This window comes from Veillonella sp. T34266-5, assembly GCF_002959815.1.
GTDB lineage: Bacteria > Bacillota > Negativicutes > Veillonellales > Veillonellaceae > Veillonella > Veillonella atypica.
In genome coordinates this window covers 23,235-47,745 of the sequence record NZ_PPCZ01000013.1, presented here as the reverse complement: position 1 = coordinate 47,745, position 24,511 = coordinate 23,235, and the positions used below count along the sequence as shown (strand labels likewise).

Genomic DNA, 24,511 nt, shown 5'->3' with positions numbered 1-24,511 from the left:
GAGTCTATATAGACTCGGTTATACCTATACAAGGAGGCATTATGTCAGATTTATTAATTACCAATGTAGATGTTCTTACCGACAATGGAACATTAAAAAATCATGCTGTTGAAATAGAAAACGGTTATATTACTGCTATCTTAACCGGAGAAGAAGCAAAATCTGCACAATCAAAGGAAACACTAGACGGTAAAGGTCAATTGGCCGCTCCAGGTCTCGTCAATACACATACGCATATAGCGATGGGATTATTCCGTAACTATGCTGATGATTTAGAACTTATGGATTGGCTTGAAACAGCGATTTGGCCAACGGAAGCCAAATTGAATGACGATCTTGTCAAATGGGGTACACAACTAGGTATTGCAGAGATGCTACGTTCTGGTACGACTACATTTAGCGATATGTATTTCTTTATGAATACAACAGCTGACGTGGTGAAAGAAACCGGTATTCGAGCTGTATTGTCCCGTGGTCTTGCCGGTGTTTCTCCTACAGCTGATCAAGCGCTTGTGGAAAATGCAGATTTGTTCCGCACTTATCATGGTTATGATAACGACCGCATCAAGGTTCTATTAGGGCCACATGCACCATATACTTGTCCAGATGCGTATATGGAAAAGGTTATTGCTTTATCTCACGAACTAAATTGTGGTATTCATATGCACTTATCCGAAACCAAAGGGGAAGTGGAAAATGTTATAAAAGCGACTGGTAAGACACCAATCGCTCATATGCATGATTTAGGTTTGTTCTGGAATACTACATTGGCAGCTCACTGCGTACATGTTACAGAAGAAGATATGGCTATTATGGCTGAAAATAATGTAGCTGTAGCTCATAATCCACAATCTAACTTGAAACTGGCTAGCGGTATTGCGCCTATTCCTGAAATGATAGAAAAAGGGATTACTGTAGGTCTTGGTACAGATGGTTCTGCATCAAATAATAATGCGGATATGCTTGAAGAAGTTCGTTTGGCAGCGACTTTACATAAAGCTCGTCTCTATGATCCAAAGGCTATTCCTGCACAAGCGGCTTGGAATATGGGGACTATAGAAGGGGGCAAAGCTCTTGGATATAATGATCTCGGTAAAATTGCAGTAGGTCAACGGGCAGATATCGTGTTGTATGATGTATCTGGTATGCATTGGATGCCTCGATATAATGATGTAGCAGCACTTGTATACTCAGCTAATAGCTCTGATGCAAATACAGTTATTGTAGCCGGCAAGGTTCTTATGAAAAATAAAGAACTATTGACTATCGATGAAGAAAAATTGCGTAGCGAAATCGATAAGGCTCAAGAGTATTTTAAAAACTAAGATTATATACCTCATATAATGAAAACCCACTCATGATATAGTTCATAGAGTGGGTTTTGTGTTGTCTAGCATAATACGAATTCTATTTAATCGCTTTCACCAAAAACATAGGCACAGGGATATAAAATTCATCTTCTTCTGCATAGATGCGAAGTCCTACAGTCGAATCTATTGTTACGGTAGCATCATAAGATTCTAGAAGCTGTTTATCCCATTCAGGACGATCTGTGCCGCTAATAGATAACATATGATAGATGGTGTGACATTTTTCTAATAGTTCAGATTTGATATGTTCATGCGCATTGTGAACAGATTGAGGTAGATGGTGATGATTTTTAGCGTGTTCTGCATCATAATTTAAAATCATACCGCCAGATTTAAGAACTCGTAACCATTCCTTATACGCTTGATCTGGATGTGGTAAATTCCATGTTACATTGCGAGCTACAATAATATCAAAGGTGTTGTCATCAAAATTTAGGTTTTCAGCGTCCATAACAGCAAATTGGGCTGTACTACCAACAGATTGAGCTAATAGTTTAGATTCTTCAATCATGTTAGGCGTAATATCGATGCCCATTACAGTATGTCCTAACTGAGACAGAATAATACTGAAAAAACCAGCACCACATCCGATATCTAAAATACGTAAATTAGATTTCCCTTCCATGTGTTTTACTAATTCATCGCGCCACAATAAAAGCTTAGGGCTTTGTAATTCTTTTTCACGCAATTTACGAAAATCCTTGGCACGCTCTGTCCAATAGGATGTAATAAATGTTTTGTCATCCTCCTTAGGATGAATAATATGATTAAATGAATCGTTCATAGTATCTCCTTATTTTTTACTGTACTAATAGTATCATACCTATGGTAGTATTCCTATGAAATATTTCATAAATTGACTACATTAGATATAATAAAATAGAAGCTCTGAAAGGAAGGAAAAGGATTATGATTTTGCAGACGGGACAAAGAACAGATATTCCTGCTTTTTATGGACAGTGGTTTATCAATCGTGTGAAATCTGGTTTTGTAGATGTACGTAATCCTTATCATCCTAATCAGATTACGCGGTATATGATTAATCATAACATCGTCGATGGCATCGCTTTTTGTACTAAAAATCCACTGCCATTTATACAGTATTTGCCGTATATTGCTGACTATCGTCAATATTGGCATATGACGATTACACCTTATGGTACTGATATTGAACCTTATGTACCTCCATATGAACAGGTGATTAATGGATTTAAAACTATTAGTAATGGCCTAAATCCTCAATCAATGGTATGGCGCTATGATCCGATTCTTATCAATCACACGTATTCTGTTGATTTTCATTGTGAAAGCTTTTACAAGATGGCTAAATCATTAGAAGGGTATACAGATACAGTGGTAGCCAGTTATTTAGATATATATGATAAGGTATTACGAAACTTTCCAGAAGGAAAACGACCACCAAAAGATATACAAATACGTTTGATGAAGAATTTGGTGGATATTGCTAATCAATTTGGGATGACCTTAAAAACATGTGGTGAAGGCGATACTTTTAAATCTATTGGCGCTGATACGAGCGGCTGTTTAACCATAGATTGCTATGAACGGGCGTGGAATGTAAAATTAAAGGTGCCTAAGAAAAGACCGGCGCGACCTGAATGCAATTGTTATTTACATGGCGATATAGGGGCGTATGATACATGCAGTCATTTTTGCCGTTATTGTTATGCTAATACAAATCAGCATGCTGTACGTATCAATAGAAATAACCATGATCCTCAATCCTCATTGTTGATTGGACATATAAATCCTAATGATACTATAAAAATTAGTTGCGCATCTAAATATAGTATTCCCGTCCAAAACAGCCTTTTTGACCTATAATTTCAGGGGTAAAAATATTATTGCAGTTTTTTGATCGAATTTGCTTGTCAATGAAGCTTTTTTGGAATGTATATAAGTAGAAGAGGAATGTAATTTATTTATTAAAGGAGGTGTCTTATGATTACCTATAAAAATCAAGTATCTGCAGAATCTGATTTACCCGTATTAGCAATTTGTTATGATTTCGATAAGACCTTGTCACCTGATGACATGCAAGCACAAGGCTTTATCCAATCTTTGAATGTAGACGTCAACGAATTTTGGAAAGAATCGAATACATTGGCTAAAGAACATGATATGGACAATAACTTGGCGTATATGTATATGATGGCTACTAAATCGTATGGTAAACAATTCCTTACGAAAGAGGTATTAGCCGATTATGGAAGTAAGGTGGCCTTATATAATGGTGTGAGTAGTTGGTTTGAACGTATCCGCCAGTACGGGTTAAAACAAGGTGTACAAATCGAACATTACATCATATCTTCTGGCTTAAAAGAGATGATTGAAGGCACTGAAATGGCAAAGAATGGAGCTTTCAAAAAAATCTATGCCAGCGCATTTATGTTTGATGATAAAGGAGTTGCCGTCTGGCCTGCACAAGCCATCAATTACACGAATAAAACGCAGTTCTTATTCCGTATACAAAAAGGCGTGTTAGATATAAATGATCCCGGTGTAAACGATTACATCCGTTCTGAAGAACAACGTGTACCGTTCCGCAATATGATTTATATAGGTGATAGTGATACAGATATTCCTTGCATGAGTCTTGTTAATGTAAATGGCGGTCATTCCATTGGTGTATATGATCCAGATAGCAAGAATAAGGATAAGGTTTATAAAATGATGCAACATCATCGCATTCGTTATTATGCACCGGCTGATTATACAGATGGATCTGATTTAGATACTGTGGTTAAACAAATCATTCAGAAAACAGCGGCTTATGAAGCATTAGAACAACAATATGTACGTAATAAGCATGAAGCAGAATCACATAGATAGGAGTTTCTATAATGAATACACAGGATATATCAAAAGAATGGATAGACACATTTAATCATCTCGGCAGTGAGGGGAAATTAAAAGCACCAGTTGATTATCATGCCATATTCGAAGCTAATGAACTATTTGGCAAAAAATTATATACATTGCAGATGGGACATATAACTTTTCCTACAGGTCATATTGTTGCTTGTGATCCTTTAACACACTTAGCTGCTGTTAATAATAAGACATATATACGTACTGTAGAACCAGGAACTTATCTGATAGAAACAAAAGTAGCTGAACTAGATACAGATTATTATCGTTATGTATTATCTAGGGTATTATTTAAGAATACAACACCTGTCCAATATGAGTTAGCCCTTAAAGGTCATGAGAATTTAAGCGAGTTAGAAGATGGTGAAAGTTATATTGGCTTCCCTGTAGACGCAGGATTAGCAACCATTGTAGATGAGGCCACTGTTCGTGCATATAAAGAATTTGATCGTCAGTGGTATGAACAACATCCTGAAGGCAATATTTATGATGATTACTTTGATGAGCTATTTAAATTAAATGCCATAGCGTATCCTAAATTTCAACGACCAGGTGGCGATTGGATTAACTTCAAAATACCAAACACCGATTTATATGTACCAATGATACAATCTGGCTTTGGTGATGGTTTATATCCTGTATATTGGGCTTTTGATGAAGCCGGTGATATATGCCAAATCATTATTGAATTTATTAGCTGTAGCTCTAATGATTAGTAATAAAAATAGTATATAGATATATGAATACAAAAATAAGGCGCTTAGCAATGCTAGGCGCCTTTAATGTATTAATTTTATATTTGATTATTAGATGCCAAAAATCCAGTTAATAACTACACGTAAACAACTGAGACCTACAACGATTTCTGCAAGAAAACGTAAGGAATGTTCCATGCCATTACCAAGGTTTTTTAAACTGCCAATTTTAGCTTTACTTACGATGTCACACCAGCACATATAATTATCCTCCCTTGAGAGCAATATGAGAAATATACATAGTTTATATGACTATTTTACAACTATATTCGATAAATTTCAATATAGAAATGAAAAGAAATATAGGCTAGTGTTTCTTTTTTTACAATTACTTCCGATAACGATAATTTATCGGAAGTAATTTAGAGCATAAAAATTGGGCCTAAGCTAGGCCCAATCATTAGTTTCAAGGTTTTTAGTTTTTACGTTTAAATGTATATGGTTCGTATTCTACTTCGTTTTTACGACCTGTCCACCAAGACCATAAGGCTTTGGCGATTTTCCATGCGATGTATCCTGCGATGATACCTAATACTAATCCAGTTAATACATCTGTTGGATAATGTACAAATAGGTATACGCGTGCAAATGCTACTACGCAGGCTCCAATTAACGCTATAACGCCCCAGAATTTCTTTGTTGGACATATATTACTTAATCCCAAGTACAATGCTGTTGCAGCTGCAAATGATCCAAAACTATGCCCCGATGGGAATGAATATGTCGTTGCTGCTGGTGGTGGCGCTACCAATGGTACCTCAGGAAAATCTACAAATGGTCTTAAACGCGCTACATGAGGTTTTAGCCCTTGGTCGCCTATGATGAATACCAAGACTAAGGAAATAAACATTCCAAGGCCAATTACACGATATTTTTTTTGAATCATTAATATAATAGATATTAAGATCCATAAAGCACCTGCACTGGTAATTTTTGATAACCAGTACATGATTGGTGTTAAATAGGAACTAATAAAATGTTGTTGTATATAAAATATGACTGTATGGTCAAATTGTAAAATTGTATCCATAGTGAACCTCAACTTATAATTTTAATTGATAATTATTGAGAATGAAATGTGTAATTTTAGCGTTTTTAGGTATAAAATACCTTACTACAAGTTAAAATAATAGCCTAATCTATGCATTCGGTCAATAGATTAGGCCATATTTAATAGAATGTTAATATTTATCTTTTTGTTTTACTCTTTGTGAGTCTTTTTTTGCAGGTTCTGGTGCTGCAGGTTTCTTAGTAATAATCGTATCTACTGGATCATATGTAGACTCAAATACATCTGTTGTAGTGACCCAATTACCATATGTTATTGTACGATACGTATTAATTCTAAATCCAATATGACCTTCTTCTGTACTATCCTCTTTGGCAGAAGGGTCGATTTTGGTAATTGTTTGATTAGGAATATCTGTACGATCACCTACACTAATGGAAACGGATTTTGGTACGTCTTCTGGTACACCTATGATATATATAGTTAATTGGCCATTATTCATAACACTTAATACATAAATATTATGAGCATAGGGATTTTTAAATTGAAAGTCCAAATATCCGTATGCAACGGTTGCATCACGTCCTGCAGGAATATAGCTGACAGGTTCAAAATGAGGTGTCCGCTCAATGATGTTCATACCAGATAGTAACGCAGTGTTAAATAATGTAGAGCTAACTTGGCAAATACCGCCACCAATACCTGGTACTAATTTTCCATCAATAATAACTGGTGCATCATCATAGCCAGCTTCGGCAGTGCGCTCACCAACAACATCGTTAAAGGAAAAGACTTCACCTGGTTTAACCAAAGTACCACTAATTTTGGTTGAAGCTAATTCAATATTATGTGTTCTATTGGTGTTAGACGCATCAAAATTTGTAGTATAACTACCTAGAACAGCTGTTAATGTTTTTACGTCATCGTTTGTAACACGAACTGTATCTTTAGATGTAAATTCTATAGAAATATTATTAAAATCATTTTCTTCTAGTTGAGCTTTTAATTGTTTTATTGTCTCATCAATATCAACGCGTTTTCCTTCTTTTGAAGGCGTCATCTTGACTTGACCATTTTCAACCGTTAATAATGCATCATGACCAGATACATCGATTTGCTTTGCTAGTTCTGTTAAATATGCTTTTGCTGTTACTTCATCCAATTTATATACTGGATTCATGTGCACTTTATAGATAAAGGCAGTGATTCTATGTATAAGGAGTGTTTTTAAATCATCTTCATAACCGTAGGTAAAAATGTTAGATTCCGTACTATCTGTATCAAGCGTAATTCCTAAATCTTTTACTTTTACTGGTCGCGTACCTTGATTGGGAATTGTTATAGTAATTGTTTTATTATTATTAGCCTCTGTATGAATTAAGGAGCTAACAGCATCTCTAGAATACCCAGAGATATTTTGATCCTCATAATATAGGCCATATGTAATTGTGCCATCCGTAGGAATTAAGCTGCAACTACTAGTAAATAGACAAGAACCGATTAATACACTACATAATAATTGTTTTAAGTTCATCATTATATCTTTCAAATAAAATTCGAGAAATTTCGTTCAAAATCATCTAATTATAGCATAATTCCATGTTTCTATGTGATACAATAATAGCATAGTGTTAGTAAAAGGATTATATATGTCACAGTCTAAAGAAGAGAAAAAACATTTCTATTTGCGCCATAATGATGCGTTAATGAACAGTACAAAATTATCTATGAAAGCAAAACAAAGTATTTTACTTTCAAAGGCTGAAAATACGGTAAATGCCTATGAGTCAGATTGGGATGACTTCGTTGATTGGTGTAATTACCAAAAGGTATCCTATTTTCCTGCCACACCAGAAACAATCGTTAATTATATTAATGATCTAGCAGACTATGCAAAGGCCAATACGATTGCACGTCGAATTAGTGCTATATCAGAAAACTATAATGTTTCTGGTTCTAGAGAAAATCCATGTATGTCCCCTCTAGTGAAGCAAGCTCTGCGGGGAATACGACGTTTAAAGGGAACCTTTCAACAAGGTAAGACACCTATTTTACTGGATGATATTGAAGATATTTTAGAATGTATCGATGTTAGTGATAGTCCAAAGATTCAGAAACTACGAGATAAAGCAATTTTGCTCATTGGATTTATGGGTGCTTTTAGACGCAGTGAAATTGCAGCCTTAACTGTAGAGAATTTAAAGTTTTCTCCACAAGGCCTTGAGATATTTGTCGCTTCATCTAAGGCTGACCAAGAAGGCCAAGGTGCTATTGTAGCAATTCCAAGTCTACAAGGCTCTCCATTGGATGCCGTACGAGCTTTAAAAAAATGGTTAACTGCCAGTGGCATTACATCTGGACCTGTATTTCGGGGCTTTACTAAATCAATGTCATTACGGAAAACGGCAATCTCTGATAAGTCCATTACAGAGATTGTAAAAAAATATATTTCTCTTATTGGTCTTGATCCTGCTATGTACGGTGCTCATAGCTTGCGTCATGGTTTTGCTACAACTGCGGCGGCCTATGGTGTTGAAGAACGTAATATCATGCGTCAAACACGCCATCATAGTGTAAATATGGTACGCCGCTATATTAATGAGGCGAATAAGTTTGTTGATAATCCTATTTCAACAATTTTCGAAAAAAGATTAAAATAATATCGTATAATGGAAATGGCTAGTATAGATGATTTTCTCATTGAAGAACATCTATACTAGCCATTTCGTATATATTTAATTTTGAGCCATATAGTCCATAGCTCGTGTTGGACTATCAGTTTTATATACAGGAACCTTTATTTTTGTTCCTGGTGTTAAATTACCAGAATCAGAAATATTATTTAATTCCTTTACTGTATGTACTACCTCACGAACATCTACATTAGATGAAGTTGAACGTGATGCAATATCCCACAAGGTATCCCCAGATTTTACGGTAACCTCTTGAACACTGTATGATTCCATAGCAGGAGTTGTTTGTTGATAACCTATAACCATTGCAAAACAGATACCAAGCATAATCATAATGTGTTTCATAATACATTACCTCTTTAATATATCGAACATAAAATTCAGAACGTTTGTTTGTTTACAATATGATAATAGCACACAAACGAATGTTCGGTCAAGCATTTTAAGAACAAATGTTTGCAAAAGTGTAAAAATACCTATATAATAAGGTTATAAAGAAAATAATTATAGTATATACTATTACATATCCCATTTTTAGTACATATATGGAGGTTCCTGTGAGACGCCCGGCTACTGATATTAATACAAAACAACGTCGTATATTAGAGTTTATTCGAGATTCTTTACATAATGAATATCGTTGCCCTACTGTTCGAGAAATTTGTGCGTATGTAGGTCTTAGTTCTACGTCCACTGTTCAATCACATTTAAATACGTTAGAAAAATTTGGGTATATTAAACGCGATCCTAATAAAAATCGTGCCATTACGATTTTAGATGAAGGAAAACCAAAGGTTTCTGTATCTAAAGAGAACACTGAAACTACTAGCTCTGATAATTTTGAATTCCTTGGTGCTGGATTAAAACAAGTGCCCCTTATCGGTACCGTTCAAGCAGGTACACCAATTACAGCGGTTGAAAACTTAGAGGCTACATTGACATTACCAGTTCAACTTACAGGTGATTCTGATTGCTTTATGCTTCGTGTTCAAGGCGAGTCGATGATGAATATTGGTATGTATGAAGGTGATATGTTAATTGTACGCCATCAAAATACAGCTAATAATGGCGATGTTGTAGTGGCTCGCATCGATGATGAAGCAACTGTAAAGCGTTTTTATAAAGAAAATGGTCATATTCGTTTACAACCTGAAAATGATAACTTTGATCCTATTATTGTGGACGATTGTCATATCGAAGGTCTTGTGATTGGTCTAGTTAGAGATAGAATATAAGATATTGGTAACGTATGTAATAAGTCCCCATTTACTGGAGAACCAGTAAATGGGGACTTATTGTATGTTGCCGTTTTTTTGTTTATAATGAAATTTTATCTCTACGTATACTAGCGAATATAGCACCTGATATGTTATGCCATACACTAAAAATAGCACCCACAAGGGTTGCAAGCGGATTTAAAGCAAAATTAGTTGCTGCTAACGTAACGGCTAACCCACTATTTTGCATACCTACTTCTATTGCTAATGCAGTAGTTTTATCGTATCTTAATTTAAGAATTTTTCCTGCACATAAGCCTAATAGTAATCCTAAGATATTATGTATACCAACTACAACAAGTGTTAGTAAGCCAGAAACTAATAGTTTGTCCCTATTAACTGCAATAATGGCCGCTATTAATAATATAATAGCAATCATTGAAAATATAGGACTTATGCTAGTTAATGTATTAATATTTGATTTACAAACATATTGAATGACACCACCTAATAAAATTGGTACAATAATGACTTTCACCATTGTAATCATCATAGGGAGTAATGCAACATCTACCCAAGCACCACCAATATATAAAATCAATAATGGTGTTACAATAGGTGCTATTAAGGTCGATGCGATTGTCATTCCTACTGAAAGCGGTACATCACCTTTAGCAATATAGGTAATAACATTACTTGCTGTTCCACCAGGACAACAGCCTACTAATATGACCCCGATTGCAATATCTGGTGGTAAGGTGAATACATGGCAAATGGCCCATGCCAATACAGGCATGATTGTATATTGTGCAAGAACACCGATACAAATATCTTTTGGATGTCTAAAAATATTACATAGATTTTCAAACTTAATAGTGAGACCCATCCCAAACATAGCGATGCCAAGTAAAAATGGTGTATAAGCTATAGCCCATGTAAAATATTCCGGCACTATATAGGCTATACATGAAAAGCCAATAATTAGGACCATTAAGTATTTGGAAATAAATTGAGTTATTGTTTGTAAAGAGTGCATAACCTCTCCTCTCTAATTTGCATCGAAAGAGAAGTTATCGATAAGGCGTGTAGAGCCAATATATACAGCCATAGCGACTAATACTGGAGCTGTAATCTCTTGAACTGGTTGCATTGTAATAGCATCAACAACTGAGATATAATCTATTTTTGCTAATGGCTCTGTATTAACTATGTTTGTCATAACATTAATGATACTATCAGCAGAGGCTCCACGATTAATATATTGTTTTCCTTCTTGAATAGCTTTATATAATATTGTAGCAGCTTTTCGTTCTTCACTAGATAAATATGTATTACGAGAAGATTTTGCTAATCCATCGGATTCACGAACAATTGGTACTCCAATTATATTGACCGGGAAATTTAAATCAAACACCATTTTACGAATAATGGCTAATTGTTGTGCATCCTTTTCACCAAAGTAAGCATTGGTAGGTTGGATTATATTAAAGAATTTTGCGACAACAGTACAAACCCCTTGAAAGTGAATGGGTCTACGAACGCCACACAATGTATCAGATAATTCAATAATATTTACAAAGGCCTTTTTATCATGATACATTTCATTTGGACTAGGCGTAAATATTAAATCAACGCCATGTGATTCACATAATGTTTTATCTCTATTTAAATCACGTGGATAGGAACTTAGGTCTTCATTTTCTCCGAACTGAATTGGATTAATAAAAATAGATACCACAACTTTGTCATTATTTTTTCTCGCTTCATCAATTAATGCAGCATGACCATCATGTAAATATCCCATTGTAGGAACAAATCCAATTGAATACCCTTGTTTTTTCCAAGTGTTTATAGTATTTCGTACTGCTTCTATTGTAGTTAAAATTTCCATAAGAATTCCTCCGTTTTTGTAAATGTGAAGATAGTCCTATACAGTCTACTGTAATTCGATCAATGACAATTATTGTTGATCAACTAATAAACCATGTTTTTCATAGTTTTTTATATGACTTATCTTGTTCTTTTCATCTACAAATACAACGAGAGGCTTATGGCTCTCAACTTCAGTTTCATTATATGCCGCATAGCACATGATAATAATTTTATCATTAACCTGTACATGGCGTGCAGCAGCACCATTCAAACATATAACGCCACTACCGGATTCTCCAGCAATCGTATATGTATTAAATCGTGCTCCATTATTAACGTTTACAATTTGAACTTGTTCATATTCTCGTATGCCAGATGCATTCAAAAGATCTGTATCAATAGTAATGCTCCCTACATAATCAAGTTCTGCTTGTGTCACAGTAGCTCTGTGAATTTTACTTTTTAACATTGTTAGTTCCATGTTAAACTCCTTGTGTTTTAAATGTAACCGCCATATGGTCGGTTCTAACGTTCACAATTTGCCCGTTTATCATGAATTAACAGTAGACTAGAGTATAGTTAAAATAAATACTATCTCCAAATGAGATTATACCATAATACTGTTCTTATGCTCATACAATATATTTATAACTATGTGATAAATATTTATAATTTTAGTTTATAAATACAAAAAACCAGCAACTACAAGTTGTAGTTGCTGGTTTTCAATATTTATAAATTATTTTTGATAATCAGCTAATACCTTATCAATGTAAGCGGCTTCTTCTGGAGATGGTTCACACATTGGTAAATTAAATACACCGGTAGGTAAACCCATTTTACGAGCTGCATATTTAACTGGAATTGGATTTGTTGTAATAAACATAGCCTTAGTAATTTCAGCTAATTTTTGATGTAATTGTGTTGCTTTTTTATTATTGCCTTCTTCAAAAGCAGCAATCATATCATTCATATCTTGACCGGCCACATGAGATACTACAGAAATCACGCCTGTGCCGCCAACGGAAAGAATAGGCAATGTAAGACCATCATCACCGCTGTATACCATGAAATCATCACCAGGCATTAAACGTTTAATTTCTGAAGCAATCATCAAATTACCACTAGCCTCTTTAATGGCACAAATATGTGGATATTCTTTATGGAGGCGAGCTAATGTAGCTGGGAATATTCCAGTTCCTACGCGACCAGGTACATTATATACCATGATTGGTAACGTTGTAGCCTCTGCAATAGATTTAAAATGCAAATATTGACCTTGTTGATTAGGTTTATTGTAATATGGTACAACTACTAATAATCCATCAATACCAGGAATCGCAGATACTTCTTTCACAAAGTCTACAGAACCTTTTGTATCATTGGAACCTACATTAGCTATAATAGTACCTTTATCACCACACGCCTTAGCAATCGCTTTAAATAAAGCAATCTTGCTTTCACGGGACATAGTAGGATTTTCACCTGTGGTACCACAAACAACTAAGCCATCAGACCCATGATTTAATAGATGCTCTGCAATGGCAACTGTATTTTCAATGTTGACTGATCCATCTTCGTTAAAAGATGTAATCATAGCCGTTAATACACGACCAAAGGTTTTCATATGTTTCTCCCCCTTGATAGATATTAAAATGCTTCTTTTTCTACCAAGTATTCTGCGATTTGCAATGCATTTAATGCAGCACCCTTACGAATTTGGTCACCTACGATCCAGAAATTCATGCCTTTATCATTGTATAAATCTTTACGGATACGACCGATTTCACAGTCATTTTGATTAGATGTATATAGTGGCATAGGATATTCTTGTTCTGCTGGATTATCTTTTACTTGTAATCCTGGGAATGCAGCACAAGCCTTGCGGAATGCTTCTACAGATACTGGTTCTTCTGTTTCTACTAATACGGATTCAGAATGAGAGCGATATACTGGAACACGAACAGTTGTTGGCACTACTTGAATAGTGTCATCATGAAGAATTTTATGTGTTTCATTTACCATCTTCATCTCTTCTTTAGTATAATCGTTTTCTAAGAATACATCAATTTGTGGTAACAAATTGAACGCAATTGGGAAGTGTTTTGGTGCAGAACCTGTTGGCAACAAGTTTGCAGTCATTTCCTTGCCTTCAGCATATTCTTTTACTTGGTTTTGAAGTTCTTCAATACCTTCTTTACCAGCGCCAGATACAGCTTGGTAGGTAGATACTACAATGCGTTTAATTGGAGAAATATCATGCAATGGTTTTAAGCCAAGGCTCATGATGATTGTAGAACAGTTTGGATTGGCAATGATACCCTTATGTTTCAAAATATCTTCAGGGTTAACTTCAGGCACAACGAGTGGTACTTCTGGATCCATACGGAATGCACTGGAGTTATCAATAACAATAGCACCGCGTTTAGCTGCTTCTGGCGCTAATGTTTTAGAAATAGAGCCACCTGCAAATAAAGCGATATCGATGCCATCAAAGGATTCAGGTTTAGCTTCTTCTACCACATATGTTTTGCCACTAACTGTTAGCTCAGTACCTGCAGAACGAGCAGAAGCCAATAATTTTAAATTTTCATAAGGAAAATTACGCTCTTCAATAAGTGTAATGAATTCTGCCCCTACTGCACCAGTAGCACCAAGAATTGCAAGATTAGGTTTTTTCATTGTGTATCTCCTCAAATAAATTTACTGTTATGATGAATTATAAATAATGTTCTAAGCCATATGTTAAGCCTGGTTTAGAGGCAATTTTCTTACATGCTAGTACAACGCCAGGCATGAAGGATAAACGACTCAAGCTATCATGACGAATTGTTAATGTTTCATCATAACCGCCAAACAATACTTGTTGGTGTGCTACATACCCAGGAAGACGAACACTATGAATTGTAACATTATCTACCTTTGCACCGCGTGCACCTGGTAAACTTTCACGTGTTAAATCTTCAGAACCTGTCACATTAGCAGCTTCTTTTGCTTCGTTAATCAATTTAGCAGTTAAAATAGACGTACCGGATGGTGCATCATATTTATGGTTGTGATGCAATTCAATAATTTCTACATCAGGGAAATATGGTGCTAATTCAGCAGCCACTTTCATCATCATAACAGCGCCTAATGAAAAATTAGGTGCTACCAAACAATTGGCATTATGTTTTAAACCGATTTCATGTAGTTCGTTACGTTGTTCTTCCGTAAGTCCTGTTGTGCCAATTACAATATGTACGCCAGCACTGAGAATCTTTTTTGCATTTTCGAAAATAACAGCAGGATTCGTAAAATCAACGATAACATCAGGTTTATTATCACCTAGTACTTCATCAATAGTTTCAGCCATTGTAATTTGTAATGGTTCTATTCCTGCTACAGTGCCAACATCTTGACCTGCCTTAGAAGGATCGATGCCACCTACCATTGTTAATTCAGAATCTGCATGTACTGCTTTTACGACTTCGCGGCCCATTTTGCCACCAGCACCGTTTACCATTACTCGAATCATAGTTACCTCCAAAAAAGCCAGTGGAGGTATCCACTGGCTTAATATATACGATACATCGCTAATTAAACAAGAATTATGATAGCACTCCACCAATTATAATATTGATGACAGTCGTCTACCTATTAAATAGACAACCAGCACGATGATTTGGCCATCATCCCACTTCGGCAAGTACACCTTTTATCATGACTCATTGTTTGCCGACTCCTCATGATGACTATTTATACTCGCGCCTCTACCTTATTATTGAGTTAATATAATAAGTATAAGTAATTATGCGTATTTAGTCAATGAAAATGGTCAATAAGTTCTTGTGCAGCAGCCAGTGCTGTATGAGACATTCCCTTACCGGACATCATAGATGCGATTTGTGAAAGTCGTTCATCCTCGCTCAATTCAGATAATGTTGAAATGGTACGGCCCTCTTGTTCTTGTTTAGACAAGTGATAATGTTGTTTTGCAATACTTGCTGTTTGAGGCAAATGGGTAATACAGAACACTTGATTTGTTTTAGATAATGCTAAGATTTTTTCGGCTACTTTTAATGCGATATCACCACTAATACCAACATCGATTTCATCGAATACAAGGGTTTTATGATTATCTGTACGGAATACAGATTTAAATGCTAATGCAATACGGGCTAATTCACCACCAGATGCAACCTTATGCAATGGTAGTAATTGTTCCCCTTTATTAGCCGTAAATAATAATTCAATAGATTCAGCGCCTAAAGGTAACAATTCATCACTAGGTTCTATATAAAAGCGAATATCCCCTTTTTCCATCCCTAAATCTATGATTTCCGATTGCAGTTGTTTGGCGATGATTTCAGCATTCTTCTGACGAATGGTAATTAAAGCTTGTAAAGCCGTTTTCGCAACCTGTTCTTTTTCTTGTAGCAGCTCTTCTAATTGATCTTGTTCACAGACTTCGGACTCTAGTTCTTCTAAACGTTGCTGTGCTTTATTTTCGTAATTTAATATGTCCTGTACAGTATCACCATACTTCTTTTTTAGACCGTAAATGACAGAGTCTCTATCTTGACAATATGCATAGCGTTCTTCGTCATAACTTATAGAATCGCGATATCGATCAAGAGATTGAGCGGCTTCTTCTAATTGAAAGTAGGCAGAGTTAACGAGTTCAGATATTTCTTTAACTTCCTCGTCATATTTAACTAGATCATTTACTTCTACCTTAATAGAGTTAACCGTATCTAGTAATGGATGTCTTCCACCATAAAAGGCATCATAACAAGATCCAAGCACCTTATCGATATGGTCAAAACTATCCAACCGTTTAAGTTCTTCAGCTATAGCCTCATCTTCGCCTATTTGAAGTCCTGCATCTTCAATTTCATCAATCTGAAAACGAAGCATATCAAGCTCACGGGCCCGCTCAGCCATATGTTCAGATAAATTATCTAGTGCTTGCTTGGCTTCTTTATATTCTTTATAGGCTATTTTATATTCTTTATAAGCCTTAATGCTAACCTGGTTATATCCATCTAAATACTCATGGTGTGAATCTGGATTTAATAATTTTTGATTGCTGTATTGGCCATGAATATCTGCTAATAATAGACCAATTTCCTTCAATGCTTTTAAAGGTATAGGCTGGTCGTTTGCCAAAATGATAGACTTGCCAGATTTATTAAAGGAACGAGATAAAATAAGTTGATTATCTTCGACTATGATATTTTTCGATTCTAATACATCTAATAAACTTTGGTGATTGGCAATATCAAAAATACCATCTATAACAAAACTATCTTTACCATGACGAATAAACTCGCTGCTAGCGCGTTCTCCTAATAGAATACTGAAAGCATCCATTAATATGGACTTACCTGCCCCAGTTTCGCCGGTAAAGATAGTTATGCCATCTTTAAATGAAATATTCATTTGCTCAATCAACGCAAAGTTGCGAATGCTCATTTGCGTTAACATATAATTAATCCTTCATTAAATCTTGAATTCTTGCAAGAACTGCAGGCACTTCATTTTCAGAGCGTGCGATGAGTAAAATCGTATCATCCCCTGCAAGTGTACCAATTAATTCAGACCATTTAGCATGATCAATAGAAAAAGCTACGGATTGAGCAGAGCCAGGAATCGTATGTAGCACGATTTGGTTCAAGCTATGATCAACCTTAATTAAGGAGTCTTGGAATAAACGGTTAATACGACTACGTGATAATACTACATTTTCTTCTGGAGATAATGCATATCGATAATGTCCATCGCCAGTAGGTATTTTAATTAACATTAATTCTTTGATGTCACGAGAGACAGTAGCCTGTGTTACTTCTATGCCTTCTTGTAATAAAGCAGCTGCTAACTCCTCTTGTGTTTCAATCGCCTTAGACTGAACAATTTCCTTAATTTTGTTATAGCGATAGCGTTTCATTTTTTGCTCCCTTTTTTAAACTTGCCCATAAAAGAGAATAGTATCTTTCTTACATTATTATACCATATATTCAAAATTAATATATGGTATATCCCGTATATAGCATACGCGTTATGCATATTGTACTAATAATTAATAATTCGTTAATTTATAGAGGATTTTACTGCTTATAAACACATATAATATATGGTTCATCTATTTATACAGAATTTATGATTAATGATTTTTACAGGTGTATTGCATAAATAAAAGACCCATTAATGGGTCTTTTATTTCGTATTATGCATTTTTAGTATAGTAAAAGTATAGAAAATTTTACTATGGAATACATGTTATCACAATTATCGTTTTTGAATTAAATATAATTCAGGTGGATTGTTAGCCTGATTAATTGGTTGCCAATGACACACATTATACTTAGCTTGATCTAATTGAGAAATATGTGTATGTAATGCTTCTTTCTCTTCCATTCCTTCAGGTGTACCTGGATACGCTACAATAGTTATAATTCCATCTTTAGCCAATTTAGGAAATGCATTATTAAGTGCTTCAATCGTATTTTTAGGCTGTGTTACGATACTATGATCTCCACCCGGTAGATATCCTAAATTGAATATAATTAAATCGATAGTATTTTCTTTTATTGCTTGATGAAGCGCAATATCATGAGAATTGTGTAAAAATGTAATTGTTACATTAGATTGTAATTTTTTAGAGGCCAATAATTCCCTACTAGCACTAAGTGCTTGTTCTTGAATATCTATGCCATATAAATGACATTCAGGTTGTGCTCGCTCTGCTAAATACAGTAGATCATGTCCATTACCACATGTTGCATCTACTACAACAGATGCAGACTTCATAATACGGTCCCAGATGAGATGTTGAAATTGAACTGCATTGTTGATATTAATCATACAGCTTCACACTCCTTATAATAACTCGTCCCTACGAGAAGCTAATTTTTTAAATAATGTACCAAAGAAACATTGATCTTTAAATCGAACGAATAAACAATACACGGGATTCGATGAAACATGTAACGCTTCTTTGTTAGTAAAGGAATAGTCAAATGTACCATCGATACAAATATGTAGTTTAGGCTCACGTTCTGGCATAGTTACTTGAATGGTATCGTGTTCTTCTAATACCATTGAAATTCCTTGTATTAAATGTGGTGCTACAGGCGTTACAATAATAGAACGATTATCCGGTTTCATAATAGGACCACCAGCGGATAAATTATACCCTGTAGAACCTGTAGCAGACGAAATAATAAGACCATCAGAAGGATACATTTGAGTGTGTTGTCCATTAACGGCCAAATTAATACGTGCCATTTTTGCAGGTTCTGATCGTGTGATGACGATTTCGTTAATGATTGGCACAAGCTCATCCTTTGTCCCATCTTCTCTATCAACATAAGCGTAGAGATGTCCTCTTTTTTCAATCGTATAATCACCTTGAGCAATACGTTTGATATGACTTTGTAATTGATGTACTTCAATTTGATTTAAGAAACCAAGTTCACCTAAGTTAATACCACATACAGGTATATTATAAGAGAAAATTTGACGTGCTAAATGAATGATAGTACCATCGCCACCAAAGCTAAATGCTACATCAATATGTTTAAAAATCTCTGGCCTAGGAAGTACATTTTCTTTTGGAATTTGTAATACCTTATAAGTATCAGGTATTTCAAGATCATCTGGTAAATATACTTCTATTTGCTCTTCTCTACAGATATGAGCTGCCATTTTAAGGACAGCCATGATTGTACTTTTACCCATATTAGGGAAAAAACCAATACGCATATATCTATCTCCTATAGCGTGTGAGCCTCATCTACAACTGCTGTAATTAATTCATCAGTAATAGATAATGCCCCTTCTTCAGATTTAGTAAAATATCCTAAAAATTCAATATTGCCTTCTGTTCCTTTAATTGGTGAGAAGGTTAATCCATGTAGATACAATTTGCAATCGTAAGCAACTTGTAATATACGTGAAAGCACCTCTTCATGTACGGCTCTATCTCGCACAATACCTCCCTTGCCGACCTTTTCTTTACCGGCTTCAAATTGAGGCTTGATGAGAGCTACTAATGAACCTGTATCCTTTAATAGTGTTGTCGCTACAGGCAACACCTTATCGAGCGATATAAAAGCAACATCGATAGAAATAAAATCTACTAGCTCACCTAATTGTTCTGCAGTAACCGCGCGTATATTTTGCTTTTCCATGTTGATTACACGTTCATCTTGGCGTAGTTTCCAAGCTAATTGGTTATAGCCTACATCAATGGCAAACACCTTGGATGCACCATTTTGTAATGCACAATCTGTAAATCCACCCGTGCTAGCCCCAATATCAACCATAACAGCACCAGTTAGATTTATAGGATATATTTGAATCGCTTTTTCTAATTTTAGCCCCCCACGACTTACATATGGTAAGGTATTGCCTTTCACTGTAATATTTGCATCTACAGGGATTTTAGTACCAGCCTTATCGATTCGTGTTGTATCCATAAAGATTTGACCAGCCATAATAGCGGCTTTTGCTTTTTCGCGACTTTCAAATAAGCCTCGGTTAACAAGGAGAATATCTAAACGTTCTTTATTACTCATATGACACCATTATATACATAGAAATATTGAATATAAGCTATTAGAATACCTAATACTAAACCACCGAATACTTCAACTGGCGTATGACCTAGTAATTCTTTTAATGCAATTTCTCTGTCTTTTAAAATAACAGGAATATTTCGTTTACTAAAATACTCCACAATCTGGTTTAATATTTGTGCTTGGCGACCTGCTTGACGACGTACACCAGACGCATCATACATGACTACAATGGAAAATACTAATGCTACCACAAATATATCAGTAATACCATTATTTTTAAAGTACAGTGCGGCAGTAGTGGAAATAACAAAGGATGTGTGTGAGCTAGGAAATCCTCCTGAACCTACTAAACGTTCAAAGCGCAATGTACGATAACGGACAAGTTGCCATAAGAATTTAATGGCTTGTGCTGAAAACCAGCCCCAAAATGCCGCTTGCGCTATATAATTATGACAAATTTCCTCTAAAATATGGTACATATAACTTCATCCTTTAATGTTTAATGTGTACGATCCATTAAATAATCAATAATAGCACTTAGTATGTGAGTATCATCTTCTATTGTTGCTAAAGCAGCATGTGCTTTTTGTGCTACTACATGCGCTTCATTGCGTGCCTCATCTAGACCCAATAAAGAAACATAAGTAGATTTATCTTGTCGTATATCACTACCAGGTGTTTTACCTAACTCTTCTATGGTTCCCGTTACATCAAGAATATCATCTGTAATCTGGAATAGCAAACCGAGACAATTAGCATATGTCATATAGGCTGCATATTTTGCTTGGTCAGCATTAGATAGAATGAGTCCTAATTCAATAGCCGCATTAAATAAAGCGCCTGTTTTTCCACTATGCAAAACTTTTAATTCCTCTAGTGGGATATGTTTTCCTTCAGATAGTAAATCAAAAGCTTGTCCACCTACCATGCCTTCAGGACCAGCTGCTGTCGCTAAACATTGAATAGCCTTGATTTTTTGCTCAGCTGATGCGGTTGTATTTTCACTACAAAGTTGAAATGCATAGGTCAATAAACCATCACCTGCTAGAATGGCCATACCATCTCCATATACCTTATGGTTGGTTAAATTGCCTCGGCGATAATCATCATTATCCATGGCTGGTAAATCATCATGAATTAATGAGTATGTATGAATACATTCCAATGCACATAAGAACTCTTTATATAATGATGCATCAACCTTCATTGCTTCTAAAACGGCTTTGGTTAAGATAGGACGAATTCGCTTTCCCCCTTGTAATAAACTATAGTTCATAGCTTCATATAAACGTTTATATTCTGGTATAGGGGAATTTAATACGGTACTTAACCATTGTTCAATTGATTGTTTGCTAGTTTCTAAATATGTCTTTAACATAGCTCATTACTCTCCGATGCGTACCTCTTCGATAATCTGTTGGATTTCACCTTCCACAGAATCCAACATATCTGCACATTCTTTCACTAAGGTTAAGCCTTTTTTATATTGATTTAACAGCTCTGACATAGATAATTCACCATCGTCAAGTTGGCGAACGATATCTTCAAGAGCTTTATATTTTTTTTCATAACTTTTCAGTGATGTTGCCATTCGGTACTACCTCCTCTACAACTGCTTTTATAGAACCATCACGCAATGTAATGTTAAATACATCTCCTTTGGCCATATTTTGAATTGAACTTATAGTATGTCCCTCTTTTTCTATTTTAGAATAGCCTTTCACCATTAAATGGAGCGGATTTTGTAGTGATAATTCTTGTGTTAATAGTGAAAGTTTATGTTTTTCTTGTTGACATCGTTGTGACGCTAGGGATTGCAATTTCTCCTTATAGGATTGTAGGAGAGAATTTTGCTTATGCAGTAATTGTAATGCAGGGAATCCAAGGCGACGATTGAAAATTGTACTTAATTCAATACGTTTTTGCTGTAATGTTTGATCCATCACATACTGTAAATAATCAAGTTTTTGTTGTAAATTCTGTTGCAGTGTAGTCAACGGAAGCACTGCGATTTCAGCGGCGTGACTAGGTGTAGCACCGCGCATATCAGCAGCATAATCAGCTAATGTATAGTCTGTTTCATGACCAACTGCAGAAATAATAGGCGTAGATGCATTGTAAATAGCTTCGATAACAACTCTATCGTTAAAGCACCATAAATCTTCCATTGAACCGCCGCCACGACCGACGATGATAACATCTACATCGGGATCTTTATCAGCCGCTTCAATTCCTTTTGCTATGATTGGACCAGCCGCTGTTCCTTGAACTGGTACGGAAAATAGTTTAAATTGCATAAGCGGATTTCTATGTTCACTAATATGTAATATATCGTGTAAAACAGCACCTGTAGAGGATGTGACAATACCGATACAACTTGATAGAACTGGTATTGGTTGTTTATGAGCATCATCAAAATAGCCCAATGCGGATAATTCTCTTTGCAGCGCATCGAATTCAAGTTGTAATGGGCTTTTTGAGCCAACCTGCATATCCGATGCGATAAGATTTAAACGACCCATTTTGTTATAGAAATTAACGGATGCCTTGATTGTTACTAATAATCCATTTTGGAATGCATTAGCGAGTCCTTTACTTTGAACCGTGCTAGACCACATCGTTACATCTATAGATGATTCTTCATCCTTTAAGGAAAAATACACATGGCCACTACTATGACGCTTAGCATTTGTTATGGTACCACTAACATAGACATTTTTTAGTAGATACTCTCTATCTATTGTTCGTTTTATTAAGTTATTTAATTGGGTAATACTCAATACATTCACGATATACCTACTTTTGTGTTGCTAAAAATGCTCCATAAGCATTTCCCGTAGCATTGTCGACAGAGAATTTAGGATTTGCAAAATGAACAGTTACGTTATTCTTATGACAAAAACCATTTAGACGATTGCGTAGTATAGAATTACTCATTACACCACCAACGGCAATTAATGTTGATACTGGTGTATGTTTGAGATGATAGGTTAATAATTTTTCCAGAGAATTTCCTATACAACTAAATAGTGCCTTACTCATAGATGCAGGTGACGCCCCTTTTTCGATATTACGCAGTGCAGCACTACAAGGACCAGCAAAGCTAATCCATCCTTCTTTAACCGAGGAAGGTAGCGGATCATACGTATCTGTTTGTGAAGCAAGTAGTTCTAATTCTTTGCCACAAGGAAATTGAATACCTAATGCAACACCTACACGATCGACAAATTGTCCGCCTTGTAGATCCTTAGAACCACCAATAATAGAGCTTTCAAAAATCCCCTTACCTTTATATTCTGTTAAAACGAGTTCTGTAGTACCACCAGAAAGATGTAAGCTATAGAATGGAATCGTAGGGACATGTCCAATTTCCCTTAGGGCTGCTAAAATATGATTTTCTTGATGAGCAAATTCATACATTGGTACTTGCATCATATGACTTAGTGATCTAGCAAAACCATGACCAACAAGAAAGGCCGGCATATAAGAATCATCAGAGCGTCTAGGAAAAGCACTAACACCAATACCCGATAATGGAACTTGAGGTAATTCTTCGATAAGACGAGGCAATACCTTTGTATGTTGAAACACCATATTAGATTGTTGAAGCCCTTTCATTCCAGGTTTTACATCCAAAATTTTTCGAGCTTCCCCTACTATATTTAGTTCATCATCAATAATGGCACAGCTCGTCGTATAACAGCTCGTGTCAATCCCAAGGTAGTATTGCTTCATTATTTACTCTTATTATAAGCATCTAGAATCGCATTGATTAATTTATAGGATGCATCAGATCCAAAGGATTTTGCTAATTGCACAGCCTCATTGATAACAATAGATGGAGATACATCTTCACTATTGTAGTTGAGTTCCCAAATAGCTAGGCGTAAAATAGCGCGATCTACTTTATCCATAAGTTCAAATTTCCGTTTTGTGCAATATGGTTCAACTATTGTGTCGATTTCTTCAAGATGAGATAATACACCATCGATTATTTGGTTTGCATAGGCAATATCCATAGATAATGAAATTTCACCATCTGGGAAGATGACATCATCCTTAGAAGTGTGAAATTCATTTGCGTATAGAACTTGGAATGCATATTGACGTGCTTCACGTCTATTTCTCTTTTTAGACAT

General features: G+C 35.4%; 28 protein-coding genes and 1 riboswitch. Of the genes, 6 read left to right on the top strand and 22 right to left on the bottom strand.

The features are described from left to right. The first annotated feature begins 41 nt into the window (after positions 1–41). A complete protein-coding gene (locus tag VIHSUH07_RS05180; protein WP_105084140.1) occupies positions 42–1,325 on the top strand; it encodes an amidohydrolase in 1,284 nt (427 codons plus the stop codon). Positions 1,326–1,407: 82 nt separating this feature from the next. On the opposite strand, the gene VIHSUH07_RS05175 is transcribed toward VIHSUH07_RS05180, so the two are convergent. After that, a complete protein-coding gene (locus VIHSUH07_RS05175) occupies positions 1,408–2,154 on the bottom strand; it encodes a class I SAM-dependent methyltransferase (RefSeq protein ID WP_105084139.1) in 747 nt (248 codons plus the stop codon). Positions 2,155–2,279: 125 nt separating this feature from the next. Between VIHSUH07_RS05175 and VIHSUH07_RS05170 the strand changes: the two genes are divergently transcribed. The 3 genes from VIHSUH07_RS05170 to VIHSUH07_RS05160 all read left to right on the top strand — a co-directional run bounded on the left by VIHSUH07_RS05170 (position 2,280) and on the right by VIHSUH07_RS05160 (position 4,978). Beyond that, positions 2,280–3,215, top strand: coding sequence for a DUF1848 domain-containing protein (locus tag VIHSUH07_RS05170; protein WP_105084138.1), 936 nt, complete (start codon positions 2,280–2,282; stop codon positions 3,213–3,215). A gap of 117 nt (positions 3,216–3,332) precedes the next feature. After that, positions 3,333–4,223 (top strand): HAD family hydrolase, encoded by an 891-nt coding sequence (locus VIHSUH07_RS05165; RefSeq protein ID WP_105084137.1) that lies wholly within the window; start codon positions 3,333–3,335, stop codon positions 4,221–4,223. Positions 4,224–4,234: 11 nt separating this feature from the next. Next, complete coding sequence (locus tag VIHSUH07_RS05160; protein ID WP_105084136.1) at positions 4,235–4,978, top strand: DUF4241 domain-containing protein; 744 nt, start codon at positions 4,235–4,237, stop codon at positions 4,976–4,978. A 90-nt stretch (positions 4,979–5,068) separates the two neighbouring features. Here the strand turns inward: VIHSUH07_RS05160 and VIHSUH07_RS09685 are convergent, their stop codons facing one another. From VIHSUH07_RS09685 to VIHSUH07_RS05150, 3 genes are all read right to left on the bottom strand, one after another. Continuing rightward, positions 5,069–5,218, bottom strand: coding sequence for a hypothetical protein (locus tag VIHSUH07_RS09685; RefSeq protein WP_005377529.1), 150 nt, complete (start codon positions 5,216–5,218; stop codon positions 5,069–5,071). Between the two features lie 214 nt (positions 5,219–5,432). After that, positions 5,433–6,047: a phosphatase PAP2 family protein gene (locus tag VIHSUH07_RS05155; protein ID WP_105084135.1), complete on the bottom strand. Its 615-nt coding sequence runs from the start codon at positions 6,045–6,047 to the stop codon at positions 5,433–5,435. Positions 6,048–6,198: 151 nt separating this feature from the next. Continuing rightward, positions 6,199–7,575: a VanW family protein gene (locus tag VIHSUH07_RS05150; RefSeq protein ID WP_369819931.1), complete on the bottom strand. Its 1,377-nt coding sequence runs from the start codon at positions 7,573–7,575 to the stop codon at positions 6,199–6,201. A gap of 100 nt (positions 7,576–7,675) precedes the next feature. Here VIHSUH07_RS05150 and VIHSUH07_RS05145 point away from each other — a divergent pair, with 100 nt between their 5' ends. After that, entirely contained in the window at positions 7,676–8,686 is a 1,011-nt protein-coding gene (locus VIHSUH07_RS05145; RefSeq protein ID WP_105084133.1) for a site-specific integrase, read from the top strand. A gap of 75 nt (positions 8,687–8,761) precedes the next feature. Here the strand turns inward: VIHSUH07_RS05145 and yneA are convergent, their stop codons facing one another. After that, on the bottom strand, positions 8,762–9,064 hold the full coding sequence (gene yneA / locus VIHSUH07_RS05140) for a cell division suppressor protein YneA (RefSeq protein WP_199176835.1): 303 nt from the start codon (positions 9,062–9,064) through the stop codon (positions 8,762–8,764). Positions 9,065–9,276: 212 nt separating this feature from the next. Here yneA and lexA point away from each other — a divergent pair, with 212 nt between their 5' ends. Further along, positions 9,277–9,954: a transcriptional repressor LexA gene (gene lexA / locus VIHSUH07_RS05135; protein WP_233187822.1), complete on the top strand. Its 678-nt coding sequence runs from the start codon at positions 9,277–9,279 to the stop codon at positions 9,952–9,954. Between the two features lie 82 nt (positions 9,955–10,036). On the opposite strand, the gene VIHSUH07_RS05130 is transcribed toward lexA, so the two are convergent. From VIHSUH07_RS05130 to nusB, 17 genes are all read right to left on the bottom strand, one after another. After that, a complete protein-coding gene (locus VIHSUH07_RS05130; RefSeq protein WP_105084131.1) occupies positions 10,037–10,972 on the bottom strand; it encodes a bile acid:sodium symporter family protein in 936 nt (311 codons plus the stop codon). A 12-nt stretch (positions 10,973–10,984) separates the two neighbouring features. Next, positions 10,985–11,827: a pantoate--beta-alanine ligase gene (panC, locus tag VIHSUH07_RS05125; RefSeq protein ID WP_105084130.1), complete on the bottom strand. Its 843-nt coding sequence runs from the start codon at positions 11,825–11,827 to the stop codon at positions 10,985–10,987. Between the two features lie 69 nt (positions 11,828–11,896). Next, positions 11,897–12,289, bottom strand: coding sequence for an aspartate 1-decarboxylase (gene panD / locus VIHSUH07_RS05120; RefSeq protein WP_105084129.1), 393 nt, complete (start codon positions 12,287–12,289; stop codon positions 11,897–11,899). A 258-nt stretch (positions 12,290–12,547) separates the two neighbouring features. Continuing rightward, entirely contained in the window at positions 12,548–13,435 is an 888-nt protein-coding gene (gene dapA / locus VIHSUH07_RS05115) for a 4-hydroxy-tetrahydrodipicolinate synthase (protein ID WP_105084128.1), read from the bottom strand. Positions 13,436–13,458: 23 nt separating this feature from the next. Then, complete coding sequence (locus VIHSUH07_RS05110; protein WP_105084127.1) at positions 13,459–14,490, bottom strand: aspartate-semialdehyde dehydrogenase; 1,032 nt, start codon at positions 14,488–14,490, stop codon at positions 13,459–13,461. Between the two features lie 37 nt (positions 14,491–14,527). Then, positions 14,528–15,325 (bottom strand): 4-hydroxy-tetrahydrodipicolinate reductase, encoded by a 798-nt coding sequence (gene dapB, locus VIHSUH07_RS05105; RefSeq protein WP_105084126.1) that lies wholly within the window; start codon positions 15,323–15,325, stop codon positions 14,528–14,530. 71 nt (positions 15,326–15,396) lie between these two features. Then, a riboswitch (Lysine riboswitch) is annotated at positions 15,397–15,571 on the bottom strand. A 41-nt stretch (positions 15,572–15,612) separates the two neighbouring features. Then, positions 15,613–17,277: a DNA repair protein RecN gene (recN, locus tag VIHSUH07_RS05100; protein WP_105084125.1), complete on the bottom strand. Its 1,665-nt coding sequence runs from the start codon at positions 17,275–17,277 to the stop codon at positions 15,613–15,615. A gap of 4 nt (positions 17,278–17,281) precedes the next feature. Beyond that, positions 17,282–17,737 (bottom strand): arginine repressor, encoded by a 456-nt coding sequence (argR, locus tag VIHSUH07_RS05095; RefSeq protein WP_009661157.1) that lies wholly within the window; start codon positions 17,735–17,737, stop codon positions 17,282–17,284. A gap of 341 nt (positions 17,738–18,078) precedes the next feature. Then, entirely contained in the window at positions 18,079–18,654 is a 576-nt protein-coding gene (locus VIHSUH07_RS05090; protein WP_105084124.1) for a class I SAM-dependent methyltransferase, read from the bottom strand. A 15-nt stretch (positions 18,655–18,669) separates the two neighbouring features. Beyond that, entirely contained in the window at positions 18,670–19,554 is an 885-nt protein-coding gene (locus tag VIHSUH07_RS05085) for an NAD(+)/NADH kinase (protein WP_105084123.1), read from the bottom strand. An 11-nt stretch (positions 19,555–19,565) separates the two neighbouring features. Further along, the gene (locus VIHSUH07_RS05080) at positions 19,566–20,369 is read right to left on the bottom strand and encodes a TlyA family RNA methyltransferase (RefSeq protein ID WP_105084122.1); all 804 of its coding nucleotides are present in this window, start codon (positions 20,367–20,369) and stop codon (positions 19,566–19,568) included. Continuing rightward, positions 20,366–20,851: a divergent PAP2 family protein gene (locus VIHSUH07_RS05075; protein ID WP_005378985.1), complete on the bottom strand. Its 486-nt coding sequence runs from the start codon at positions 20,849–20,851 to the stop codon at positions 20,366–20,368. Before VIHSUH07_RS05075 ends, VIHSUH07_RS05080 begins: the two co-directional genes overlap by 4 nt. 20 nt (positions 20,852–20,871) lie before the next feature. Continuing rightward, positions 20,872–21,750 carry a polyprenyl synthetase family protein gene (locus tag VIHSUH07_RS05070; RefSeq protein WP_105084121.1) on the bottom strand — a complete coding sequence of 293 codons (879 nt, stop codon included), beginning with the start codon at positions 21,748–21,750 and terminating at the stop codon, positions 20,872–20,874. 6 nt (positions 21,751–21,756) lie between these two features. Beyond that, positions 21,757–21,963, bottom strand: coding sequence for an exodeoxyribonuclease VII small subunit (xseB, locus tag VIHSUH07_RS05065; protein ID WP_005378912.1), 207 nt, complete (start codon positions 21,961–21,963; stop codon positions 21,757–21,759). Continuing rightward, positions 21,938–23,161: an exodeoxyribonuclease VII large subunit gene (gene xseA, locus VIHSUH07_RS05060; RefSeq protein WP_105084120.1), complete on the bottom strand. Its 1,224-nt coding sequence runs from the start codon at positions 23,159–23,161 to the stop codon at positions 21,938–21,940. The genes xseB and xseA overlap by 26 nt, the downstream gene beginning before the upstream one ends. Before the next feature lie 7 nt (positions 23,162–23,168). Next, on the bottom strand, positions 23,169–24,107 hold the full coding sequence (locus VIHSUH07_RS05055; protein ID WP_105084119.1) for a Kae1-like domain-containing protein: 939 nt from the start codon (positions 24,105–24,107) through the stop codon (positions 23,169–23,171). Beyond that, the gene (nusB, locus tag VIHSUH07_RS05050; protein WP_105084118.1) at positions 24,107–24,511 is read right to left on the bottom strand and encodes a transcription antitermination factor NusB; all 405 of its coding nucleotides are present in this window, start codon (positions 24,509–24,511) and stop codon (positions 24,107–24,109) included. Before nusB ends, VIHSUH07_RS05055 begins: the two co-directional genes overlap by 1 nt.